This window comes from Microcystis wesenbergii FACHB-1317, from assembly GCF_014696875.1.
Lineage (GTDB): Bacteria > Cyanobacteriota > Cyanobacteriia > Cyanobacteriales > Microcystaceae > Microcystis > Microcystis wesenbergii_A.
Genome location: NZ_JACJQV010000166.1, coordinates 44,029 through 68,834, shown reverse-complemented (window position 1 = coordinate 68,834; position 24,806 = coordinate 44,029). Strand labels below are relative to the sequence as shown.

Here is a 24,806-nt window from a genome sequence, read left to right as displayed (position 1 = left end):
GCAACTTTCTTGGTTAGGCCGTCGCCGGAAATTTTTTAGAGAGGGCGATCGAAACGTTCTTGTACCCTGGTGGCTTTGCCAACCCGATCGCGCAGATAGTAGAGTTTCGCCCGACGTACTTTACCACGACGGATGATCTTGATACTGGCAACCCGCGGCGAGTGGAGCAGGAAGACTCTTTCTACTCCCACACCCTGGAAGACTTTGCGTACTGTAATCGTTTCGTTGATACCGCCATGGCGTTTGGCGATGACGATGCCCTCGTAGGGCTGAATCCGCTCTTTATCTCCTTCGACGATTCGCACCCCTACCCGGATCGTGTCACCGACATGGATAATGGGCAGATCGCTCTTGAGATACTCGGCTTCGATTGATTTGATAATCTCTTCCGTTTTCATCGGCTTTCGTAAAACTGACAATTTCCCATCATACCATATTTTTTGAGTAAAAGGGATAGCACTCCCCTCACTGATTACTGACAAATCCCCCAACCCACCCATCTTGCCAATCAATCCCCTAGTACCATTTTTCCTTATTCGTGGCGGACATCTTAATCTTTATGAGAAACGCTGTCAGTTAAAACCCGTAATTTTTCTTCTTCAGGTTGCCATCGTTTTGTAAATTATCAAGACAAATTTATTGACTTATTGACCCCTGTGTGTGATCAAAACCCGATCATAAAATATCCCGCAGGATGGGAGATTAAGGCAGCTAAAATTAAAGCCTACTTATAGGATAACAACTTCTCGGCTAAAACCGATAAATTTAAACTATTTAAAATACGAGTTTTTATTGGTCGTTTTTCATCCCAAAATATCAAGGATGAATAAAATTCTTTTCCTAAAGAAGAATTGAGAAGCTGTAAAGTTTTTTGAGCGGTATCTAAATCATCGAAGCTTAAAAAGTAAACAGTATCATCGAAAATAACGGGTTGATTTTGATAGGGTAATATAAGGTTAAAATTTAGTTTTTTATAAAGTCCAGAAATGGCAATCTTAAAAGGAGAGAAGCTGTAAGAACCCACACCAAATATACAAAAGTCTGGCTGATTTTGATAAATTTTGCTCTTTCTATCCAGAAAATAATTTTTATGATTAACTAAATATTGCCAAGTTTTTGGTGCTATATCCCGTATATTTTCTGTAGATTCACCGATAAACTTCTGAGTTACCAAAATGTATTTATTGATAACCTCTAGGCGATTTTGTGCCACATCTGAACCTTTAAGGAGAGGATAAAGATAGGTAGGTTCAAGATCAACGACTTCTTTTAAACCATTGACAAAAATTTCATTAACTAACTGTAATTCCATGACTTTTGAGCAATCATGTTTAATTCCTGAACGCCATTTTTCTTGAGGATGCCGATGATATAAATATTTTAATCTAGTAAAAGTATTTAAATCTCTGACTAGGATATTATTTTGATAACCAATGCGCTGAAATTCCCCTTCCTCAAAACTATTGAAAACATCACAAAAATAATTTACTGAATGAGAATCAAATTGACAAAACAGAAGACAAGCATCTACATTAGCTTGAAAATATTTTTGAGTATTGATCGGATAAATTGCCGAGTAAACGAGATGAATTTTGTGAGTATAGATATAGTTTAAAATTTTTCTAGATACGGCTGTTTTACAGATAATTGCCAGATAAGCTGAACGTTGATCGAGACATTCAATGAGCTTAATTAACATCCACTCTGAAATATCAAAATTACTTCTTCCCGTCATAGCATCTAAACCATGATAGCCTTGAAAGTTGCTTTTTTGGGGTAAATTTTTTCCGTTAATAAGTCCTTGTTTTGAGTTGGTTATCCAAGGTAGATTCCCCAAGAATAAAATATTTTCTGACCATGGTTGAGTCAGAGAATACCAGTCACAATCAAAAAAATTCTTCTGTTCAACTTGTATTCTTTGATCTTGGGATATTTGCCGATCTTGATTAATCTGATTGATATAATTAGGATTAATTTCAAAGCCAAGAATTTTTTCAGTTTCTTTAAAGGTAAGTGATGCTGCTTTTAAAAAGTTACCTATACCACAAGTTGGCTCAATAATAACATCGGGTTTAACATGAATTTGCCATAATTTTTGACAAATCTTTTCGGTTAACTCTGGGGGAGTTTGAAAGTCTCCATATTCAATTTTAACCTGAGAAGCTTGCATTACTAATTCTCTCTATAAATGGCTATTAATCCTTCTTCTTGACCGGCAAGATCGATTACCCTAGTATATTGTAATCTCCATTGTCAGGCGTTAGAAATAGTTAAAAAACCTTGCCCTGGTGGATGAACAAGAATTTCATCAGCTATATTGGCCGCTTCCATTTCATCAACAGGTAAATTTTTATCTAAAATAAAAGCAATTAAATCATCTTTGTTTCCCTGATTGTTTAAGATGTTACGAATACCACGAGTCATCTGGAAATCTGCTGTTCTTTCGGCACTGACAAAAATTGTCCTGATAATTCTTAAACTGGCAGTACGATTTAGGCTATCATCTAACTTTTCATAAACAAAAATAATTAAGGAATATCCCAGTCCAAAAATTTTTTGTCTTGCGGATTTAAAAGGACAAGATGATTGAGGTTGTTTCATGCTGGTTACTTTGATATCTACTAACAAATCAGGAAAATCAATCCCAATAGCTGAATTACCGTCAAGAAAATTGTATTTTTCTTTTAGATATAATAGTTTAAACTTTTGTTCTAAGTAAGTTCCGATCGCTTTACCATCTGTAACACCGTAGAGTGAAGATTCTTGATGTTGAGATTCCAAAGCTGAGAAGACAGCCGCCTCGTTACATAACGATTCTTGGGTCAATTTTGCCATAGATAATACAGGGTTTAAAATCAACTCTAGCAGAAAAATTTATTTAAGTAAGTAAGCAAAATTAATATCGAGTCTGTTTTGACTTTCTGTTCTTTGCGTCTCTGTGGTTGATCCCTAACCCTTCTGGGATAACCCGATAGAAAAGTTTATGCTAGGCTAGATTTAACCGGACTACTCGACTACTGCACGACAAAAAGATCGATCGATCCGGTCTAAATTTTTAATTCCCGTAACTAATCCCTCGATACTATCAGGGTTTCATTTCGTGGCTTGGAAAAAGGACTGCTGGTGAAATCCCCAAGCTTTAGCGAGGAGCGAGGTGGGAAATGCTTGGACTTGCTGGTTATAAGCTTGTACCGCCTGATTGTATCGCATCCGTTCCACCGCTAGGCGGTTCTCCGTGCCTGCCATTTCGTACTGGAGGTTGATAAACAGTTGGCTAGACTGTAACTGCGGGTTCGTTGCGGCATACTGGTGGAAACGTGCGATCGCCTGATCGATTTTGGCGATAGCAGCGGCTTTTTGTGCGGGGGTTAGTGCTTGCAAATATGCCTGACGGGATTGCACCAGCAAGGTGACTAAGGCTTTTTCCTGTTGAGCAGATGCTTGTGTGACGCTGACGAGATTAGGGATGAGATCGGCACGCCGCTGGAGTTGGTTTTCCACTTGCGCCCAGGCTGCATTTACTCTTGAGGCAGAACTCACTAGGGTATTATATGTCCACATTCCCGAAAGCGCAATCACCCCTATTATACCTACCCCCACAGATAGCAATCTCTGGCGTTGTTGTGTCGCCTTCCTCTGTCGCTCTAACTTTTGCTGGCGTTGCCTCTGAACTTCCCGAATTGCTTGTTGGATAAATTCAGCCGGAATCCGCACTTCTTTTGCAGCCTCTACTAATTCCGACTCGGCGAAGCTCTGGGTGTAATCAGCATAGTATCGCGAGGCAAGTTCTAGCACCTCTGGCACAATTTCTTCAGGAATGCGAATTTCTTTGTCGTTCATGGCTAATCTTAGAAAATTTCCCAGAGATTCACGGTGTTCGATCACAAACGGCCATTACCAACTGTCCCCAGCACCACCGCCGCCGCTATCTCCACCACCAAAACTACTGCCGCCGCTATCTCCACCACTAAAACTACTGCCGCCGCTATCTCCACCGCTAAAACTACTGCCGCCGCTATCTCCACCGCTAAAACTACTGCCGCCGCTATCTCCACCACTAAAAATACTGCCGCTGCTAATTAGATAGAGGCTAATCCGATATATCAGGTAAAAAATAACCAAACCGCCGCCAATAGCAACACCTAACCACATCCAGAAATGTACTCCTCGGCTATTATTCTGGGGGGTATCTTGAGTCAACTCTTTACTCAAGGATGGTTCTAAGGAGACAATTATGGCTCTGGTCCCTGCCAAAGTCCCGCCATCAAAATCTTTTTGCCGGAAGCGCGGCGTTATCTGTGTCTTGATAATATTGCCAACTTTCCCATCGGGTAAAATCCCCTCTACTCCATATCCTGTCTCAATTTCCACGCGGCGGTCTTTGACTGAAATCAAAAATAGCACGCCGTTATCTTGGCCTTTTTTGCCAATTTTCCAATAGTTGAAAAGGTTGGTCGTAAACTCTTTAGGAGAGGCGGCGGGAGCAGTTTCCGGTACAGTTACCACTGCTATTTCCGCTCCGTTTTTGGCTTCTAACCGAGCGATCATCTGGTTCAGTTGGGTTTCTGTTTCCGGTTGAAGAATCTCGGCTTTATCTGTCACCCATCCCCCGGAAACCTGTCGAGGATTGGGTACTTCTTGAACCGTCAGAGCTAGGCCAGGACAAGGAACTAGGAAAAAAGCTACGCAGAGCGAACTGAGCCAAATAACTGGATGAGGTTTAACTACTAAAGCTTTCATGACTTTAACCTCCGGTGAGTAGATATTTGTGCCTTTCTGTTGTTGTGTGATGACAGAAAGGCACTCTCGAAACATCGTCCTGCTTCTATTATACTAGACTCCAGCTAAAAACCCTGCTCCCTCACTGACAAAAAATTTCTTCAAACCAATTAATAGCTCGATTTGCCAAAGCTTCTAGGGAATATTTTTGCTCGACTACTGCACGACAAAAATATCGATCGATCCGGTCTAAATTTTTAATTCCTGTAACTAATCCCTCGATACTATCAGGTTCAACTAAAAAACCAGTTTTTCCCTCTTCGATAATTTCTACTGGACCACCACGACGATAGGCAATTACGGGAACACCACAGGCTAAAGCTTCAATAGCCACGTTACCAAAAGCCTCAACCCAGCGCGGGGTCATCAACAGGCCAAAACAGTCGCCTAGCTCTTTTTGTAGGCTCCCGGTGGGCAAAAACCCGCGATAATCGACTAAATCGAAACTATAGTTATCCTGTAAATTTTGCCAGTAGAGAGGATCGGAAATATGACCGAAAACCCTTAAAGGGACACCCAACCGTTGACAAGCCGCGATCGCATCTTCTAAAGCTTTTTCCGGGGCAATCCGTCCCACCCAGGCTAGACAGGGGGAGGAATCGGCACGAAACTGATACAAAGATACGTCTAAACCATTAGCCAAACAGCGATAGGGGGGAGATATTGAGAAAGTTTCTGCTTGAGCGACGGTGTGAAAAGCGAGTAAATGGGGAAAACTGCGGTAGGTTTTTTGAATAATATGATCCATCGCCAAAGAAACGGAAGCCATGCTGACTAAATGGGCGACGGGAGTGGCAAAAAAAGGAGTGAGATAAAAAGGGAGCCAATCCTAGGCAAAATTAACAATTAAATCGTACTCATTTTGTACCTGTTGGGCGTAGTGCCACATATTGGCCAAAACGGCATTTTCGGGCATTAAAATCGGGGCTTCCCGGTCTTGACTTTGAGCGGAAATCTGGGCATTTCCCGCTATAGTGATCAAGGGTATATCCTGCAATTGCGAGGCTTCTGGAGCCACTACCCGCACCGCATACCCTTGCTTAGTCAGAGTGCGAGCGAGATTATAAAGAGTTAATTCTACGCCACCGCCGCCCCCCGAACCCAAAAATCCCACGGGGGTGGAGAGAAATAACAGTTTTCCACTCAATTTTGCACCTCAGTCGGTGTGGTTTCAGTGAAGGAAGTATCCTGTACGTCATCATCATCTTCTGGTTCACCAGTGGTTTCCAGGGGAGCCATCTCTAAACGGGGCGGTAATTGCAGATTTAACTGTTTAACTGCCCAGCGTGCTGTTTCTTGCACTTCCTCATCGGAATCATCAAGGGCATGACAAATTAATTGACTGATCTGAGACATGATATCGTAGAGTCTGGTTAAATCGCGAATGGCATTTTTCCGCACCTGCGGATTTTTATCTTGGAGAGAGATAGCCAAAGCTTGGTTCATCGGTCGCAGGGAGCGGGTACAGATTTGAGAGAGGGCTTCTAGGGTTAAGCTGCGTTCGACGGAATCCCCATCCACCATACTATCGACTAAAGGCTGCATTGCCCTAGAATCGGACATCTGTGCCAGCTTCCAAACCGCCCGTCTCCGGGTACGGGGATCGTTATCGCGAAGACTTTCAATTAAACGCAGGATTAAGTCTACGTTCGGGATCTGGGAGGTAGCTTGTACGGGCAAAGAAGTATTGAAATCGTCTTCCCCATTGCCATTAATGTCACTGCCGGTTTTGGTGTCCGCGTCGAAGGAATTGCCATTGCTCCTAGAAAAGTTGTGGAGTGGGTTTTTAGGATTGACGTAAGTTGTCTTTTTGCGGCGTTTTGAGGCTTTGCCCTTGGGACGATATTGGAAGAAAAGCGATAGTAAAGCTGCCAATAAAGCGATCGATAACAGGGCCGAGCCAGCAATTAATGGTATTGGCAAATTCTCATTTTTGGCGGCAGTGTTGGCAACCGTGCCAGTTTGACCTAGATACTTCTGCGTATCAGCGATCGCACTTTGAGCGGAGTTATCGTTCGGACGTTGTGCCAGAGCTTGTTGAAATTTTTCTAGGGCGAGTTGATAATTCTTTTGGATTTTGGCCTCGTAACCAGCTTTCATCAACTGATCGTAAGTGGCGACAGTCTTGGTTTGCTCTAACCTAGGTGGAGTTTGGGCGTTAGCCGTGGGTAAAGCCTGGAAATGATAACCCCAACTGCTCACACTGATAGCTAACAAAAATAGGAAATTGGGTTTGATCATAGAATTAAATTAATGTAAGCGTTTAGGAGGGGGGAGGTAAAAATATGATAGCCTAAAAGCCGTGAATGACAAGCAGTGAACACCAGAGATAGGTCATAGACCATGATGATTGGGAAAAGACCCTGGTCAGGGTGGGACGGATAGTAGGCAGCCTAGGAGCGAGGATAGAGTTCACTGTTTAGCACTTAGTCGGGGTTATCTCTGAAAAACTGGCTTAATTAAGCTTGCACAGGAGTTCTGCGCCACGTTCGACCGTGAATAGTCGTGTGGAATTGCCAATTGGCTAAGGTTTCCGGATAATCGCCCCGATAGTGACCGCCTCGGCTTTCTGCTCGTAATAAGGCACTTTCCAGAATTAAGTCAGCGATATCTAGAAGATTTAATGTCTCGATCGCTATTCTTATTTCTAACTGCACCGAGGCGCACAAAAATAATTGTCCTTTGTCGGCAAGAAGATTCTGGAGAAATTGGCCCATCTTTGAGGAATGTAACTGTTGTTTCCACTGCTGCACCTGTAGGATAGCAGTTTCTAACTCGTTTTGAAATCGGCAAATCCCCGCATTTTCCCACATTAAAATCGGTAATTCTCTCCGTACTTTTTGCCAGTATTCCTGTTCTTCCTGCCAGTTTTCCGCGATTTCTAAGGGTTTTTCTGGTCTTTCCCCCAGAAAGTTTTCCGGCTCTAGACCTATTTCGGCTAAACTTGCCGCAAAGACAATACATTCCAAGAGAGAATTACTGGCTAAACGATTGGCTCCGTGAACACCTGTACTAGCTGCCTCGCCGATCGCATACAAACCGGGTAGAGAAGTGCGGGCGTTTAAATCGGTGGCCACTCCTCCCATCCAATAGTGAGCGGCGGGGGCGACGGGAATCACATCTTCAAACACATTAATGCCCCATTTTTGACAGATGCGGATAATATTGGGGAAACGATAACGCAGACGATCCGGTTCGATTGGTCTTAAATCTAGATACACTTTGGCATGGGCGGGATCGTCGGAGGTTTTTTGCAAATGGCTAAAAATCGCCCGACTCACCACATCCCGGGGGGCCAATTCTCCGGCCCGATGATAATCGAAGACAAAACGCCGCCCCTGGGCATCAATTAAATGCGCTCCTTCGCCGCGCACCGCTTCACTAATTAAAAACCGCGGTGCCCCCGGCACAGTCAAAGCGGTGGGGTGAAACTGAAAAAATTCCGGGTCGCGAATCACTGCCCCAGCACGCCAAGCGAGGGCGACTCCATCCCCCGTGCTAACGGCGGGATTAGTGGTTTGGGCATAGACTTGACCGCCGCCTCCCGTAGCCAGAATGACTGCTTGCGCTCGCAACCAACAGAGATGATCTTGATGGAGTAAACAAATACCTTGACAGCGTTGCCCTTGCGGATCAAGCCAGAGTTTCAGCGCGATCGCTTGGGGAATGATGGTAATATTGGGCCGCTCGACCACTTTTTCCATCAGGGTACTGACGATCGCTCTCCCCGTGCGATCGGCTGCGTGTAGCACCCGGGCCTGGGAATGGGCAGCCTCAAGAGTGCGGGCTAAGTCATCTCCAGAGCGATCAAAACTAACTCCTAACCGCAGCAAATCAGCGATCGCTTGGGGGGCCTTCTCGACTAAAAACTGCACGGCATAGCGATCGCATAAGCCCGCTCCGGCTTTCAGGGTATCTTCTAAATGGAAAACGGGGGAATCCTGGGGGGACGTGGCTGCCGCAATACCCCCCTGCGCCCAATCACTAGCTCCAGTTTTTAAATCTTCTTTGGTAATTAAACCCACCTTTAAGTTAGGGGGTAAACACAGCGCGGCATACAATCCCGCCGCTCCCGATCCCACCACTAAAACATCTTGATAACTCGGCAGTTGCGAGGAAACGACCATGTAGGAGTTAATTGATAAATTCTATTTATTCTAGCATTTCGTTTCTCTATAGCTCTGGCCAAAATCCCCAGTCTTTCGTTGGCGCAGTATATGGTCGCCAGTGGTCAACTTTTGACTGAAAACTCCAATCTGATCCCTAGACCTCTTATAAAAATCAAAAATTGTTGTTAGATTTAGGAGTCAGTATTCTCCGAGTCAGTAGAATTAAAAATGAATAATAATCAATTAAATAATCTATTTACCGATTTTAGGCAATTTAATCCCTATTTTTGCCGTTTTTAAACCCTGAAAAATTAATTATGCCAGAGCTTGACTGAATAACTGATCACTGATCACTGATCACTGAAAAAGGTGAGCGATCGCTCACCTTGGAATTTTTTTAAAACCGTAATTAACCGGATTTAGTAAACTCCGGGGTTAAAACGGTCATCACCCTCGATAAATTCTTTAGAAGGCTCAGTAACGGTGAATTTCTCTAGATTAGCCTGTAAACGCTCTTTTTGAGTGGCTGAGAGTCCGGGGATATTGAGGACATCTTCCACTTCTTCGTAGGGGGCGTTTTTGATGATTTTACCGGCTAAATTGGGATAGAAACCTCTCAAGTCTCGGAAATCGCGAATATCACTGTTATTAAGGTCGATTTTCGCCCCAAATTCTGTGGTTAGTTTGGCATCAGCCGCATTTAAGACCGCCACGGGATGAGAGGGAAGGGTGATCGAGGTAAGATTGAGAGCTTGAGCGGGAACTTTGCCCCAAAAACTCCCGATAATCAAGGCAATTACCGCCAGCAGACGAACAAGATTCTTCATTGCAGTTGTGGTCTCCTAAAACCAAGGCAAATTAACGATCAGGACAAGAAATGAAGCCGTCAGCTTTCCGACTAGGCATAGGGTGGGGAATTGGGATTTGCCACCGCAGCCTAGCTATTAGCTGAACGCTGATAGCTAGTTAAAAAAGTTATATCATGCCATTAGACCAGATCTTAACCTAGTTTGCCGCCCTAGGGGAAGGGTTTTGAGGGATGGGGGATGGGGTTTTAGGGTTTTGCGGTTTTGGGGTTTGATCACAAAGAACGAGTTGGTTAGGACAATCTAAATCGCTAAAACCCTTTTCTGGCAAGGATTTTCCTGCTGCCATCCGTCGGCTGCTACAGTTGAATTTCCCTATTTCCCTATCTCGCCACTTCCCCCATTTCCTCATTTCCCTATCCCCTAACCCAATTATTATAAATCCCTAAAATTATCAATGACGAACAGCACTCCTATGGCATCATAAACTGTTGCTTGTCTTGAAATATATAATAAGGAAGACACAATTATGGCTCTCCAATTGGGTGATATCGTTCCAGATTTTACACAAGATTCTAGTGACGGTCCGATTTCTTTTCACCAGTGGGTAGGAGATAGCTGGGTAGTGCTGTTCTCGCACCCGGCTGATTATACCCCCGTTTGTACCACGGAATTGGGTACGGTGGCTAGTCTCAAGTCAGAATTTGAGCGACGTAATGTGAAAGTGATCGCTTTGAGTGTGGATAGTGCCGAATCCCATCGGGGTTGGATTAATGACATTAACGAAACTCAAAACACTACCGTTAACTATCCGATTATCGCTGATGGCGATCGCAAAGTGTCCGATCTCTACGGCATGATTCACCCCAATTCCCTCAATAATCTGACGGTGCGTTCGGTGTTTATCATCGATCCCCAGAAAAAATTACGTTTAACTATTACCTATCCTGCCAGCACGGGACGCAATTTTAACGAGATCCTGCGCGTAATCGACTCCCTGCAGCTCACCGATAACTATCAGGTGGCTACCCCCGCTAACTGGACCGACGGCGGCGATTGTGTGGTGGTTCCCTCTATTCCCACTGAAGAAGCTCGCAGCAAATTTCCCAAAGGGGTTGAGGAAATCAAACCCTATCTACGCATGACTCCCCAACCTAATAAGTAATTAGTGGCTGGTAATCAGTGAACCATATCCTTGAAAACTGACAATCCAAAAACCATAAAATCTTGAGCGAGGGTTGGCTATCCGTTTTAACGGATGCTACCCCTGGCAACAGCGGATTTATCTCCCTTTATCATTTATTAGTTTGATTGTCAATATATTTTTCATAGTTTCCCTAGATGTGTCAATGTGTCACCAGCAGTGATGCCGAAATAACTAGGAGTCCAGAAAGCGGGGAGCTTTAACAACTCAGAGAATTATTTTCTTAAAAGCAATTTCTTGGCTGGGTTAAAGACAATTCATCGACATCTATCTTAACTATAAGTTAAATTAATATTTAACCAAAATCGGCTTAAGACTAAAAAAACAATTAACATTATGGCGGCAAATGCTTATTAGTGGTTAGTTTAGCTAGATTGTAGAGGGATGAAATTATCTAGAGATCGAGCAGGGATTGTCAGGAATTGTGGGTTATATATATAAGTAAATTTTATTTTAAGTTTATTTAAGACTGTCATTACTAATGCAAGGCTGAGTCGGGGAGATTTTCCCGTAGTATCAAAAATGAAACTCGCTTGCATCGTTACACTTTGACGACGAGCGAGAGGCAATTGTAGAGACTGCCGCTTTCACTGGCATTTAATTAAGAGGAACAACCGATGGCAACTTATAAAGTCACCCTGAAAACACCCGATGGCGAGCATACAATTGATGTTCCCGATGATGAGTACATTCTCGATGTAGCTGAAGAAGCAGGACTGGACTTACCTTATTCCTGCCGTGCGGGAGCTTGCTCCAACTGTGCCGGTAAACTTATATCCGGTAGTGTCGATCAATCCGATCAGTCCTTCCTCAGTGACGATCAAATGGAAGCTGGTTTCATCCTGACCTGTGTCTCCTATCCCACCTCTGACTGTGTGATCGTCACCCACCAAGAAGAAGAAGCTTTACAGTAATCTAAGATTGTCAGAAAACTCCCGTTCAAGCCATGGCACTTAACGGGAGTTATTTTATGGCTCAAAAATTTTTTCCCTAAACACTTGTGTGTTTTAGCTAAGGGTGCTATGATTGATAATCGTGGAATTAATGGGTCGGTGCCCGAGTGGTTAATGGGGGCGGACTGTAAATCCGTTGGCTACGCCTACGCTGGTTCGAATCCGGCCCGGCCCACCACGATCAATGCCCGTGTAGCTCAGTGGTAGAGCACACCCTTGGTAAGGGTGAGGTCATGAGTTCAATCCTCATCACGGGCTTAGATGGGAAAAGTTGTGATGATGGGATTTCTTTGATCCTCTTCACGCAATTTCATCTTAAGAAACCTGTGCGTTCGCCCTAGGAGCTTAAGCTGTACTGCATTTAAACTGCGTCTGGGAAAATTGAGGACAAATGCTCGAACTCCCTCTCTGGTGCTCCCTTCTCTGGTGCAGTCTTAAGGAGTAATTGAGATAGTCAACAGCTTATCCCCGTGAGCAGAGATAAGATAGAATGATATAACATCATCTGGGATTTTCTCTGATGCTATATTAGACCTCTTGTAAAAATCAAAAATTGTTGTTAGGGTTAGGAGTCAGTAGCCAGTAGTGAGTAGTCAGGCTTCGGCCGTGAGCTCAGCGTTCGACTGAGCTCACGCCGAAGTCCGAACGGAGAATTAAGGGTCTATTTACAGATTTTATGCCATTTAATCCTTATTTTTGACGTTTTTGAACCCTCAAAAGTTAATTATGCAAGAGGTTTATTATAAAAATGTCCAATCAGTCCTCACCTAACTCCACAGAAATACAAGAAATTTTCGATCGGATCGCTCCCGAATATGACCGACTTAATCAAGAATTAAGTTTAGGATTACACCGCGTCTGGAAATTAATGACAGTCAAGTGGTGTCAACCCGAAAAAGGCGATTTTGCCCTCGATATCTGTTGTGGTAGCGGCGACCTAACTAACCTATTATCAAAACAAGTGGGTAAAACCGGCCAAGTGATCGGACTAGATTTTTCCCCACAACAATTAAAAATCGCCCGTCAACGTTTTAGCGCCACTAATATTAACTGGATGGAAGGGGATGCCCTCAATTTACCCTTTGCCGATTCTAGCTTTGATTGTGCCACCATTGGCTATGGATTACGCAATGTGGTCGATATTGCCCAATCTTTGGGGGAATTATACCGAGTCTTGAAACCGGGCGCTAAAGCGGCGATTCTGGACTTCCATCAACCCACCGAAACCATCGCCAAATTATTCCAAAACTGGTATCTCGATCATATCGTCGTTCCCGCTGCCGAGCGCTACGGTTTAACTGACCAGTACGCTTATATTAGTCCCAGTATCGATCGCTTTCCCCAGGGCCGAGAACAGGTAAAATTAGGCTATCAGTCGGGATTTTCCAGCGCTGTTCACTATCCACTCCTAGCAGGACTGATGGGAGTGTTAGTCTTGAAGAAATAACCTACTGACATTTCCGTTTATTTTTTGCTGCTAAATTGAATCTCCCTACTCTTTGGACATGGATATTACCGCCGATCGCGGGGGCAATTATTGGCTATTTTACGAACGATGTAGCCATAAAAATGCTATTTCGTCCCTACAAGGCGATTTATATCGGTAAGCGTCCTCTTCCCTTTACCCCGGGGCTAATTCCTCGCAATCAAGATCGATTAGCTGTCCGGGTATCGGATACGATCATGGGTTCCCTGTTAACCCCCGAGGAACTACAAAAACTGGCTAAACGACTCCTCGACACGGAAAGGGTACAGGGGGCGATACTCTGGCTGTTACAATTAGCTTTAAAACAAATCAAAGGCGATCGGCAAGCAAAAACCGCCGAGATTTTGGCGGCGATTCTTCACGATTTATTCGGGGAATCTTTAGCGAGATTACTAAAAGTTTTAGCCCGACGACAGGACTTTTTAGAAAAACAGATCAATCAAATTTTTGATCGCCTAGTCTTAGAATTTTCTCTCAGTGAACAACAGGCCCGACAATTCTCCGATTGGCTATTAGAAACTGTCCTACCCCCCGATATTATCCGTCTAGCTTTAATCGATTTTTTAACCGATCGCAATATTCAAGTTATCGATGAAGGATTTCGGGAAAAAACCAGTGGAACCTATTGGGTAGTAGCCAATTTATTCGGTTTACGCAATGCCCTCGCTCGCTTACGCACTTTTTGCCTTGATGAAAAGGATTTAGCTAATACCAGAATCAAAGAATTATTACTATCTTTAGAGATGCGTAATCGTCTGAAAAACTGGTTACAAAGTATCTCTTTGCAAAATTTACCTATCTCCACCGTCAGACAATTGCGTAAAACCACCAGAGACACGGTGCGAATTTATATTCAAGAAAGTGGCGAACAATTTCTGCAAGATTTTGGACAAACGATCGACTGGCATCAAATAGCTAATTTAATTATTAATCGTCTGCAATCTTCGGTGTCAATGACTACATCATTAGGGGTAATTAGTCAAGAGTTAGCGTTAATTTTAGAGCGTTATCTAGAGGAAGATTTAGAGAAATTAGTCGCCCAAATTATCCCGATTCTCAACATTGATCAGGTAATCCGCGATCGGGTAAATGCCACTTCCCCGGCCGATCTGGAAAATGCCATCCAAGGCATTGTTAAACAGGAATTACAGGGAATTGTTAATCTTGGTGGTATTCTCGGTCTTCTAGTTGGACTAATACAAACAATTATTTTAATTGCACAGAATCCGGCGTAATAATTGGGGGGTTAAACTAAGTTAACCCCCCGCAATTATCCCGTTTATTTTTAAGGTAAAATCAAAAAACTTCCCTGACAGAAAAGAGTTTGATCGTCGAGAATAAAAGATTTAATCTCCACATCTTTACCTAAATCGACGGTAAAAGGTTGCAAATCAATAGATAAATCTGGGGCTAAACCTTGCCATTGTCGGGGACTAATCCCTAAAGTGCGGGCATCTTCTAGGGTAATATCAGCGCTAAAAATTACTTCTGCACCTGTTTCTCTGTGGCCGAGAAGAGAGAAATAACCCTGATTTAAGAGAACATTTTTCCAGTTAAAACGCTGTTGTGAGATAATTTCTCTGGCGTTAACAACTCCGTTATTTTCTAGGGAAAAAATTAGTAAATCGGCAAAAGCATTAATTAAAATAGTCGAGGCGATCGAATTATTTAAATCCTGCTCGTTAATTTCCACCTCACCGCTAACCCGAATAGGTTCCAAAATTTTTAGGGGTTTCCCTCGCAAAACCTGCCCGATATTAAGACGAATATTTTCCCCTCTTAATTGCGCTTTACCTAGATGTAAACCTTGATAAATCGCTCTTCCTACGGCTAAAAATACCCCGGGGATATAACCGCGCAAAATTTGCCGATCATGACCTTGCAGCTGCATTTCTAAATCTTCTATCTGTTCTACTTGTGTTCTTAAGAACAGACGTACTGCTGGCGGCAAAACCTTACTAATAATCTCACTTTGAGTATTGACCCACATAAACGTTATCTCACTCACTCCACAATGTTTCTAATTGTAACAGAGCTAGATCGATCGAACCATGAGGGGCTGCCGTCAGCTATCATACTAAATCCGTTGAGTAGAGGCGAGTTATGAGGAGAGGCAAAAGGCAAAAGGCAAAAGGCAAAAGGCAAAGGGGAATAAATAATCAGTTTTTAAGCAGGTAGGCGTTAAAAATCATCAGATGCCCCCCTTATCAAGGGGGGATTAAGGGGGGATCGGCACCCCCCTTATCAAGGGTAGATCCCCCCGCCTATCGGCACCCCCCTTATCAAGGGGGGCAGGGGGGATCGAACCTAAAATTCATTTTTAATTTAATTATAACCAACAACTTAATAACTGGATTTGGTATCAGTTATAGCTAAAAACTTCGCTACTTTCTGTTTACTGATTACTGATCACTGATCACTGACAAGCCGCTAATTTTTAGGTTTTTGAGGCGTTGAGGGAATTAAAACGAGGGGAAAGATAGGCGACTAAAATCCCGAGGACAAAACCGATTAAATTGCGGAAAAGGGGCAGTAATTCACTGGTGCGAGTAACCACCGGTCCGATGCCAAAAGCAACGAAGAGGATAAACCAGAGGGGAGAGACAATTAAAACCCATTGCCAAGCGAAAACCTGTCCTTCTTTGCGAGGAATACCGGCAAAACCGAAGACTAAACCGCCGACAATTGAGGTAATTAAAGTTAGGATCCACTGTTCCCTCGGTAAACCGGGGACCACCGCACAACCACCTTTAACTAAACAAGCTTTTACCGTGTCCAAAGATTGTACGATCGCATTATTTTCGCCATTTTCCCGGACAAAATACATATTACCGAAACGGGCCTGTAATTCGATCCAAAAAGTGCGGGGTAAAAATTCATAGACGGCATCACCAATACTAAAAGATAGTAGATTACCGCCGCGACCATCGGCCACTAGGAGAATACTTTTATCATCCAATCCCCAGAAATTAATCACTGCCCGGCCGGGGCTGCGGTCATATTGGGTTAAAACTCGCATTTTCCAGCCGGTTTCCCCTTGAAATGTCTCGATATCTCGGATTAATGCCTCTTCCTGTTTTGCGGGTAGATAATTGGCTAAATCAACGATCGGAGTGGCTTGATTGGGCAGTAATTCGGGATTATTCACCGCTAGAGCTTGATTTGGGCAGATAATCCAACCCAGACAGCTAATGACACCAATTACAAGAGCGATCGAGATTCCTCGGCAAAAACGATTGAGCATAGCACTTCTAGACAATGAGAATTTTTTCAGCAAGGGTGTAGGCTAACTTTCAGTTTCTTTACACTTATTTACTTTATCTTAAGGGAATTCTCAACTTTAGTCACCCAGTTATCGGTCATCAGATGCGAGTTTTCAGTTCACTCTCCAGAAACTCAACTCAAGCTGATGAGGTCTCAACCAGTGGCATTAACTGGATCTTTTGCCAAAATGGAGTAAATATAGTAGCGGGGGGATGGTCAATGACAGCACAGGAAGTATTAGAGTTAATTCAACGGGCAAAGGACGAAAGAGCGGGGGAGTTGGATCTGTCTGGCAGAAACTTAACAGAAATTCCCCCCGAAATCGCTCACCTCACCTCCCTGAAAAGCCTCTCTCTCAGCTATAACCAAATCAGCGAGATTCCAGAAGCGCTCGCTCACCTCACCTCCCTGCAATACCTCAACCTCAGAAATAACCAAATCAGCGAGATTCCAGAAGCGCTCGCTCACCTCACCTCCCTGCAAGTCCTCAACCTCAGCGATAACCAAATCAGGGAGATTCCAGAAGCACTCGCTCACCTCACCTCCCTGCAATTCCTCGACCTCAGCTATAACCAAATCAGGGAGATACCAGAAGCGCTCGCTCAACTCACCTCCCTGCAAGTCCTCAACCTCAGCGATAACCAAATCAGCGAGATACCAGAAGCGCTCGCTCACCTCACCTCCCTGCAAAGCCTCCACCTCAGCGATAACCAAATCAGCGAGATTCCAGAAGCGCTCGCTCAACTCACCTCCCTGCAACATCTCTATCTCAGCGATAACCAAATCAGCGAGATTCCAGAAGCGCTCGCTCAACTCACCTCCCTGCAAGTCCTCAACCTCAGCTATAACCAAATCAGGGAGATTCCAGAAGCGCTCGCTCAACTCACCTCCCTGCAAGTCCTCAACCTCAGCTATAACCAAATCAGGGAGATTCCAGAAGCGCTCGCTCAACTTACCTCCCTGCAATGGCTCTGCCTCAGCAATAACCCAGGGGACCTGCGTAGGAATAATATCCCAGCCAGACAGTCGCTCTGTAGAAGAATCAGACAAGCCATAAATGGTACATTATCAAAGCGCAAGTCCCCAGCGAGAAACCAACAACGATGACACCCCCCAAGAAACCCCCGAATCGGAGCAGTAAAGATTTGCATACCACAGAAAGGTAACTTAGGCAAAAAACTTTACAAATATTTAGGGTTTGCTGAAAAAGTTTGTTGGTGGGGTTAGGATTCAGGATTCGGTCGTCAGGATTCAGGAGTCAGTCCCGATGAAAAAATTTTCACCCCCACAGATGAAAGAGGTTTCCTTCCCCACACCCCACACCCCACACCCTACACCCCACTTCCCCATCTCCTTAACTGCGTTTCCAAGTATTCCAAGCGACTTTAAAACCGATCAAGAGGCGACGGCTGCCACGATCGAGCTTGCTGAGACCAGCTTTAGCACTACCGAGACTGCGATCGACTCCTTGGACAACTTGGCGGGTACTTTTAACCCCTTCATCGATATTGTCGGTTAATTCGCTGATTTCCGCCCCTGTCAGGCGAATTGCCTCTAGAGTCGGGGGAAATTCCCGATGGAGGGTATCGAATAATTTTTCGGCACTGCGGGCTGCCCGGGCTAACTCTTGCAGGGCAGGTAAAGCGGCGATGAAAACCGCCGTTAAACTAACGGCGACTAGCAGTAAAGAACATCCTAGCCAGAAAATAGGTTCGGTCATTTAATAGTGATTCGAGTGTTGATTATCGCCTTGGGGGGATTCTTGCGAGTCGGGGAAAGGATTGTCCGTGGCTAGACTTTGACTAGCTTCGATTCCAGCTGTCACCGCCTCTTTTAATCTCATTAAAGTATCATCCCAATTACGCCGGGCTGATTCCGATAGGCGATCGGCCTGCAATTGCATCGTTGTGGTCAGATCTTCGGCTAATTCAGGCAAAGCCCTGGCGGATTTTTGCAGAATTCGACGGGTTTCTTTTCCAGATCTGGGTGCTACTAATAAACCCGCCGCTACTCCGATCGCACTGCCCACTAAAACCCCGACGAGGAATAAGCCACCGTTACCGTTATTTTTATCTGCCATAGGATTGCCCTTGTACTTAATTCCCAATTTTACGAGCAATTACACTTCTCTTGTGCAGTTTCTTCGGCAAAATTTTGGACTGTTGCTCTTGGTAAAGAAAAACAGAGGCTCTCTTAGGTTTGGTGGGCAAAATGTATTCTAAGATACAGTCCTGCTGGCGAGCGAGTGGAAGGAACCACAAAGACACAAAGGACACAAAGATTGATCGATCATAGAGTAAGTTAAACTTATCACACAGAACCTAGAAGAGCCAAACAGACCTAGAAGGGATAAATTGAGAAAAAATAGCGATCGGGAAAAACCTGATTTTATGGCTGACTTTGAGCCAATAAGGGAGTGAAAAAGAAGAACCTCTGGGAGTCTTGCCGTGTTTCGACCCCAAAGGTTCTTCTTATGCTGAACTTATACTCCTCACACAATATTTATATTACACACAACCCACTGCTTTTGTCAAGAGGTTTATGACATTTTTTTCCACAGACCTCTGGCCAAATTAATTTCCCAGGGTCGTTAGGCGCTCTTGTCGGGGACAGTTAAGTAGGGTTTGCGGCAAAAAGTTTTTCCTGGGGGCAGGGTGTGGGGTGTGGGGTGTGGGGTGTGGGGTGTGGGGTGTGGGGTGTGGGGTGTGGGGTGTGGGGTGTGGGGTGTGGGGTGTGGGGTGTGGGGTGTGGGGTGTGGGGTGTGGGGTGTGGGGTGTGGGGTGTGGGGTGTGGGGTGTGGGGTGTGGGGTGTGGGATCAACTATTACCTTCAAGCCACGTTTTTAAATCTCGTTCTGGTTTAGCCACATTGAATAAATGTAAACCAAAATCCTCTGAAATATCTTGACAAATTTTCACTCCTCTGATGCTGTTGCCTTTTTCATCTAAAAGGGGCGAAAAAGTCCCAATTCCCAACTGATGGGGAACTACTGCCGTAATTCCGCCACCGACACCGCTTTTTGCTGGTAATCCTACCCGATAGGCCCATTCTCCCGAAGCGTCGTACATTCCACAGGTAAGCATAACACTGATCACATCTTGAACGTAGTGTTCATCGATCGCCCGTATTCCTGTGATTGGGTTGACACCTCCATTAGCTAAGGTAGCAGCCATCAGAGCTAAATCGTGAGCATGGACGAGTATGGCGCATTGTTGACAGTAAAGATCGAGGGTTTCTTCAATTTTATCGCTGACCATGCCAAAATTTAGCATCAGATAAGCCATGGCCCGATTGCGATTGCCGGTGGATTTTTCCGAGAGAAAAACGGGGACATTAATCTCGTGATCCCTGCCGGTATAGCGTTTAAACATTTCTAAAATACGTTTTAGCCTTTCCGTGGCATTCTGTCCGGTGATTAAATCCGTGGTAGCGATCGCACCAGCATTAACCATAGGATTATAGGGACGATTGGTTTTTTCATCGAGAATAATCGAGTTAAAAGCTTCTCCGGTGGGTTCAACCCCGACTTTACTATTAACGTATTCTCTTCCGTGATCTTCTAGAGCTAATCCAAAGACAAAAGCTTTAGAAATTGATTGTACTGTAAAGGTTTGCTGACAGTCTCCCACCTCAAAAATCTGACCATCAGTGCTAATTACGGAAATACCAAACCATTGGGGGGCTGCTAGGGCTAATTCCGGAATATAATCGGCGATATGACCCGTCTGTAAATCAGAGTATTTTGCGTGCAGATAGTTAAGATAGTTCCGAAAAGGATAGACTAACTCTTGCTCGGAATTGACGGGACTAATAAAATCTTTTGGGGAAGCCATAGAGGAGTATAGCAGTTATCGTTTAATTGCCCCTCTAGAGACGGTAATAAGCGCATCTCTAGAGAATTTCTGTAATCCCTAATTAACTTCTCGAACCGCGATAAATGCGATCAGCTTGGGAGGGTTCTAAATAATTATAGCCCGGTTTTTGGGTTGAGGAGCCGTTCTTTTTGGCCACAGTATTAACCGCAGGAGTCGCTTTTTTTAAGTCCGCGTGAGTCCTGATATAATCCTCAGAAATCTTGAAGGGATGACTATTGGGAAGATGACGACTAGAGGGTAATTTTTCTTCTGGTTCGGGATGGGTAATTTTACTATGGGGAGCGACAAAATCGTGTAGGATGGGATCATAGGCTAAGATTTCACCGGTTTCAATGCGAAAAATCCAACCGTGTAGAGATAATTTACCCTGATGTAATCGGGAACGAATAATTGGATAGCTTTGCAAATTACTTAACTGATTGAGAACATTTTCTGCTACTGTCACCTCGATCAGTTCTTCTCCTTCTAGTTCTTTGTAATTATCCTTAACTAAACGTCGAGTAGCTTCTGCTTGTTTTAACCAATCGTAAACTAAAGGCATTTCATCGGCCAGACTCTGCAATTTTAACAAACCTTTCATCGCTCCACAATGGGAGTGACCGCAGATAATCACTTGCTCGATGCCGAGAGCGTTGATAGCATATTCTATAGATGCACCTTCACCACCATTAGTTGCTCCGTAGGGAGGAATTATATTTCCCGCATTGCGAATTACGAATAATTCCCCCACCTCCGCTTGGGTAATTAGGTTAGGATCGATACGGGAATCGGAACAGGTGATAAACAGGATTCTCGGTTTTTGTCCGTGGGAGAGTTGCTCAAATAATTGCCGATGTTCATCAAAATAACCACTCTGGAACTTTTCTAGTCCCTCTAGGAGTTTCTTCATAATAATTTTTCTGGTTTAGTTCGATCGCTATTGAGTCGATCCTTTCAGCATTATCGGGCATGAGATAACAGCAATGCAACTGGCCAGATTAGCGATCGTTATCGGCTGCGAGATCGGTTATATTTTGTTAAGATAAGATACAGACTGTATCTAAGCAAATTTTATTTTATGGAAACTGCAACAATTTTGGGTGTTTCGATCGCTGCCGCTTTGGTGGGGATTACCGCTTTAGCTCTTTATACCGCTTTTGGACCGCCGGCAGCAGAATTAAGCGATCCTTTTGAAGATCACGAAGATTAATTCTTTAATAACCATGTGGCTATCTGCCAAGGAGAAATTTGCTCCATAGGATCGATCGCTCTTTCTAAACCGTCGATCGATTCTTTTACTGTTAATTGTAATTGATTTTGCCAATCGATAACAGCGTTTTCTCCCTGACATTCATAGACGCGCATTACCCAACTCTGAGGGGATGTTTCACTTTGTTTGAAACTCATTAAAATTAAGTTATCGGCCGAGAATTTTAACCATTGTGCCACGGGTGGCAACTGGGTTGATCGAGAAGAATTATTAATAAAAATAACGTTGACAGGTGAGTTTAACTGCCAAGCGTGATGGACAGTTTTCGCCGTTTTCCAGTTACCTTGATGGGGATATATTGCATAGGTAAATTCTTGGTTTCCCAGATCCGCCTCGGGATCTGGCCAGCGGGGACTTCTCAACAGAGTTAATCGCAGTTGCTGGTTAGTAGCATCATAGCCATATTTATTATTATTTAAAAGACTTACCCCATAGTTTGCTTCTGTATCGGTTAAATCCGCCCATTTATGGGCGTAAACTTCCCATTTTGGCGATTCTGGTTCGTGATCACGCTCGATCGCACCACAGGCAATTTCATAGGTGGTAAAATCGCTGTTGAGGGTGAGAGGAAAAGCGGTTTTTACTAAAGTATGTTCCTGTTGCCAATTAACAATAGTTTTAATCTGGAGAATAGGAGAATCTTTTTCTAAGATATAATCTTGACAAAATTGCGAATCACCTAAACTTCTGATCACGCGAATCTGCCAGCGCAAGGCACCACATTCTAAGCATTCGATCGATTTTAATACTGTTTTAGGTAAGGGATATTGTTGATAATTCGGATCGATATTCCAAGCGTCCCAATATTGTCCTTGATCTTTAAATGCCTGTAACTGATTACCAGCAGCTTGCAGGATTTCTTTTTGATTAATTATATCAAATATACTATCTATATCCCCCGTTTCCGAGTTAATGGTAACTTTGAGCAGTCCATTATCTAAAGTAAATTGGCAGTTAGTTAAATTTTTCTCCGTTGCTTGCTGATTGGGAACTAACCAAAACAACTTATAACCCACAGAAGGAATATTTTCAGCGAGAAATAATAGCTGATTGTCGTGGGATAATTGCGAAGGACAGAGACAATTATTCAAGTCATAAACCGAACAATTGACAGATTCTACAGCTAAAGAGATAACCTGGGATATTTCCCAGTTAAGAGAATTAAAAACTAGAAAAGGTTTTGCTTGGGGATGGGGGGGATTAGGTAAATTAATTTGAGTGGCAATTGCCTGTAAAGCTTGATCTAAAATTGCTTCACCTGTGCTGATAACTTGCTGCCATAACTGATTGGCATCCCTAAACACTTCGGGGATAGAAGTACCGGGAAGTATATCGTGAAACTGATTTAATAAAACCTTTTTCCATGCGGATTCTATCTCGACTTTCGGATAGGGAATCTCTAGTAAGATATTAGCCAGAGAAGACCATAATTCCCCTTGATACAAGAGGATTTCACAGTAACGATTATAGGCCTTTTGGTCGGCGTGGGTAGTATAACAACCGCGATGGAATTCTAGATATAATTCATCATCCCAGATAGGAAGATTACTTGTCTCCAGACTGTCCAGATAAGTTGTTGCTTGGCTAAATTTTAGCTGGGGGAAAAAAGGAGATTTTTGCCAACGTTGGGCCACCTCTAACATATCACGAGTCGGACCGCCGCCATGGTCACCAACACCGGGCAGCCAAAAAATATCTTTTAAGCCGGTTTGCTGTTCCCAATTGAGAGCATGATCGGTCATAATAATTGGGTTAGTATCCATAACTCCGGCAACATTGGGAGGAGACATGAGGGAAAGAATTTTACTGCCATCGGGAGATTGCCACCAGAAAAAACCGTGGGGAAATTTAGTCGTATCATTCCAATGTAGTTTACCGGTTACAAAATATTTGATGCCAAAGGATTTAAGAATTTGCGGCAATTGGTAGGGAAAACCAAAGGTATCCGGCAGCCAAGCAGTTTTAGTGATTTGTCCAAATTTTTCTTGAAAATATTGTTGTCCATAAAGCAGCTGTCGAAATAGGGATTCTCCAGAGATTAAATTGACTTCTGGTTCTACCCACATCCCGCCCAAAAGTTCCCAAGATTGCCCTTTATATGCCTCTAGAATTGCTTGAAACAGGTCAGGATGATGTTTTTCTATCCATTCGTAAATTAGGGGACTAGAATGACCAAATATGAGGGCAGGAAAATCTTTTTGCAGGTTTAAAACCGAGATAAAAGTGTTTTTTGCCACTTGCCAAGTTTCTGCCAACGGCCACAACCAAGCCATATCTAAATGTGCGTGACCGAGAAGATGAAAACTGCGTTCTTTCAGAGGTTTAGCGAGGAGTTGCAGGGATTGACGAATTGATTCTAGGGATTGATTAAATTTATCTTTGTTGGTGACATTATTCCAGTCAATATTATCGAGAGTAGCGGTAAAAGCTGCTAAGTTTTCAGGATAAAAAGTTTGCAGATAATTATGGAGAATGGTTAATTCATCAGCAACAAAACTAGGATCGATCGCTTGGCTATATTCATAGATTAACTCTGATTTCATCAAACCACCAATATCATGATTAGGACTGACTAAACGGAGAGTAACAAGAATTTCTTGACCAGTAGAGACCGAGTTAGAAAGTAAAATGCGCGTGGAAGAATCAAAGAGATCTCCCGCTTGGATAAATTGATTATTAACATAAATTTTGACATCTTCCGCCCACCAAGTTAAGATTAATCTCAGTTCCATTCCCTCTAAAGGATAACCGGCTAAATGTTCGGGGACAATAATTTTTTGAGTTAGATATTGGATTTGTCTGCCGGCCGGCCAAATAATGTATTGTTTTTCATTGAGAGTGACGGGTTGAATTGGTTTTCCCGCTGCTGTAGCGATCAACCAATTTTTCTGAACATCTGTGCGGGTGAGGTGAGACAGTTTAGCGATGTTGTCGAGGGGAGACATAGGCCAACAAATAAGTTAATTTTGACTATTTTAAGCGATCGATGCCTAATCGGGCTAGGGGGGAACTTATGTTAACGCAATAATTCTGAAGATTTGCTTAATCTCATCTTTAGTCAAACCAATAGTTTATTAGATC

At 43.6% G+C, this 24,806-nt stretch carries 21 protein-coding genes, 2 tRNA genes and 1 pseudogene; 8 read left to right on the top strand and 16 right to left on the bottom strand.

The genetic code is table 11. From position 1 onward, the window contains the following. Nucleotides 1–35 precede the first annotated feature (35 nt). The 9 genes and pseudogenes from rplS to psbU all read right to left on the bottom strand — a co-directional run bounded on the left by rplS (nt 36) and on the right by psbU (nt 9,715). Nucleotides 36–398 carry a 50S ribosomal protein L19 gene (gene rplS, locus H6F92_RS15375; RefSeq protein WP_002738040.1) on the bottom strand — a complete coding sequence of 121 codons (363 nt, stop codon included), beginning with the start codon at nt 396–398 and terminating at the stop codon, nt 36–38. Nucleotides 399–724: 326 nt separating this feature from the next. Then, nucleotides 725–2,170 (bottom strand): SAM-dependent methyltransferase, encoded by a 1,446-nt coding sequence (locus tag H6F92_RS15370; RefSeq protein WP_190358597.1) that lies wholly within the window; start codon nt 2,168–2,170, stop codon nt 725–727. An 83-nt stretch (nt 2,171–2,253) separates the two neighbouring features. Then, complete coding sequence (locus H6F92_RS15365; protein WP_242030151.1) at nt 2,254–2,835, bottom strand: type II restriction-modification system restriction endonuclease; 582 nt, start codon at nt 2,833–2,835, stop codon at nt 2,254–2,256. A 258-nt stretch (nt 2,836–3,093) separates the two neighbouring features. Further along, on the bottom strand, nt 3,094–3,840 hold the full coding sequence (locus H6F92_RS15360; protein WP_190358596.1) for a LemA family protein: 747 nt from the start codon (nt 3,838–3,840) through the stop codon (nt 3,094–3,096). A 54-nt stretch (nt 3,841–3,894) separates the two neighbouring features. Further along, the gene (locus tag H6F92_RS15355; protein ID WP_190358595.1) at nt 3,895–4,740 is read right to left on the bottom strand and encodes a TPM domain-containing protein; all 846 of its coding nucleotides are present in this window, start codon (nt 4,738–4,740) and stop codon (nt 3,895–3,897) included. A gap of 121 nt (nt 4,741–4,861) precedes the next feature. Further along, nucleotides 4,862–5,926 (bottom strand): annotated as a pseudogene (locus tag H6F92_RS15350) (glycosyltransferase). Then, on the bottom strand, nt 5,923–7,020 hold the full coding sequence (locus tag H6F92_RS15345; protein ID WP_190358594.1) for a HEAT repeat domain-containing protein: 1,098 nt from the start codon (nt 7,018–7,020) through the stop codon (nt 5,923–5,925). Before H6F92_RS15345 ends, H6F92_RS15350 begins: the two are co-directional and overlap by 4 nt. 218 nt (nt 7,021–7,238) lie before the next feature. Beyond that, the gene (nadB, locus tag H6F92_RS15340; RefSeq protein ID WP_190358593.1) at nt 7,239–8,906 is read right to left on the bottom strand and encodes an L-aspartate oxidase; all 1,668 of its coding nucleotides are present in this window, start codon (nt 8,904–8,906) and stop codon (nt 7,239–7,241) included. A 401-nt stretch (nt 8,907–9,307) separates the two neighbouring features. Beyond that, on the bottom strand, nt 9,308–9,715 hold the full coding sequence (psbU, locus tag H6F92_RS15335) for a photosystem II complex extrinsic protein PsbU (protein ID WP_130757639.1): 408 nt from the start codon (nt 9,713–9,715) through the stop codon (nt 9,308–9,310). A 508-nt stretch (nt 9,716–10,223) separates the two neighbouring features. Here psbU and H6F92_RS15330 point away from each other — a divergent pair. From H6F92_RS15330 to H6F92_RS15305, 6 genes are all read left to right on the top strand, one after another. After that, on the top strand, nt 10,224–10,859 hold the full coding sequence (locus H6F92_RS15330) for a peroxiredoxin (protein ID WP_190358592.1): 636 nt from the start codon (nt 10,224–10,226) through the stop codon (nt 10,857–10,859). Between the two features lie 656 nt (nt 10,860–11,515). Beyond that, entirely contained in the window at nt 11,516–11,812 is a 297-nt protein-coding gene (locus tag H6F92_RS15325) for a ferredoxin (RefSeq protein ID WP_190358591.1), read from the top strand. Between the two features lie 132 nt (nt 11,813–11,944). After that, nucleotides 11,945–12,029, top strand: a tRNA-Tyr gene (locus H6F92_RS15320). An 8-nt stretch (nt 12,030–12,037) separates the two neighbouring features. Next, a tRNA-Thr gene (locus H6F92_RS15315) sits at nt 12,038–12,109 on the top strand. Nucleotides 12,110–12,599: 490 nt separating this feature from the next. Then, nucleotides 12,600–13,298: a bifunctional demethylmenaquinone methyltransferase/2-methoxy-6-polyprenyl-1,4-benzoquinol methylase UbiE gene (gene ubiE / locus H6F92_RS15310; RefSeq protein WP_190358590.1), complete on the top strand. Its 699-nt coding sequence runs from the start codon at nt 12,600–12,602 to the stop codon at nt 13,296–13,298. A gap of 35 nt (nt 13,299–13,333) precedes the next feature. Beyond that, nucleotides 13,334–14,572: a DUF445 domain-containing protein gene (locus H6F92_RS15305; protein WP_190358589.1), complete on the top strand. Its 1,239-nt coding sequence runs from the start codon at nt 13,334–13,336 to the stop codon at nt 14,570–14,572. A 50-nt stretch (nt 14,573–14,622) separates the two neighbouring features. Here H6F92_RS15305 and H6F92_RS15300 read toward each other — a convergent pair whose 3' ends face one another. Continuing rightward, entirely contained in the window at nt 14,623–15,327 is a 705-nt protein-coding gene (locus H6F92_RS15300) for an LmeA family phospholipid-binding protein (RefSeq protein ID WP_190358588.1), read from the bottom strand. A 447-nt stretch (nt 15,328–15,774) separates the two neighbouring features. Then, nucleotides 15,775–16,581: a TPM domain-containing protein gene (locus H6F92_RS15295; RefSeq protein ID WP_190358587.1), complete on the bottom strand. Its 807-nt coding sequence runs from the start codon at nt 16,579–16,581 to the stop codon at nt 15,775–15,777. 239 nt (nt 16,582–16,820) lie between these two features. Between H6F92_RS15295 and H6F92_RS15290 the strand changes: the two genes are divergently transcribed. Further along, nucleotides 16,821–17,708: a leucine-rich repeat domain-containing protein gene (locus tag H6F92_RS15290; RefSeq protein ID WP_190358586.1), complete on the top strand. Its 888-nt coding sequence runs from the start codon at nt 16,821–16,823 to the stop codon at nt 17,706–17,708. Between the two features lie 247 nt (nt 17,709–17,955). On the opposite strand, the gene H6F92_RS15285 is transcribed toward H6F92_RS15290, so the two are convergent. From H6F92_RS15285 to H6F92_RS15270, 4 genes are all read right to left on the bottom strand, one after another. Then, entirely contained in the window at nt 17,956–18,321 is a 366-nt protein-coding gene (locus H6F92_RS15285) for a hypothetical protein (protein WP_002735843.1), read from the bottom strand. After that, complete coding sequence (locus H6F92_RS15280) at nt 18,322–18,681, bottom strand: YtxH domain-containing protein (protein WP_190358585.1); 360 nt, start codon at nt 18,679–18,681, stop codon at nt 18,322–18,324. It abuts the gene before it with no gap. 736 nt (nt 18,682–19,417) lie between these two features. Next, complete coding sequence (glsA, locus tag H6F92_RS15275) at nt 19,418–20,434, bottom strand: glutaminase A (protein WP_190358584.1); 1,017 nt, start codon at nt 20,432–20,434, stop codon at nt 19,418–19,420. A gap of 82 nt (nt 20,435–20,516) precedes the next feature. Continuing rightward, nucleotides 20,517–21,365, bottom strand: coding sequence for a carbonic anhydrase (locus H6F92_RS15270; protein ID WP_190358583.1), 849 nt, complete (start codon nt 21,363–21,365; stop codon nt 20,517–20,519). 168 nt (nt 21,366–21,533) lie between these two features. On the opposite strand from H6F92_RS15270, the gene psbN reads away from it, so the two are divergent. After that, on the top strand, nt 21,534–21,665 hold the full coding sequence (gene psbN, locus H6F92_RS15265; protein ID WP_002736132.1) for a photosystem II reaction center protein PsbN: 132 nt from the start codon (nt 21,534–21,536) through the stop codon (nt 21,663–21,665). On the opposite strand, the gene H6F92_RS15260 is transcribed toward psbN, so the two are convergent. Beyond that, nucleotides 21,662–24,670, bottom strand: coding sequence for an alpha-mannosidase (locus tag H6F92_RS15260; RefSeq protein WP_190358582.1), 3,009 nt, complete (start codon nt 24,668–24,670; stop codon nt 21,662–21,664). The genes psbN and H6F92_RS15260 overlap by 4 nt on opposite strands. Nucleotides 24,671–24,806: the final 136 nt, after the last annotated feature.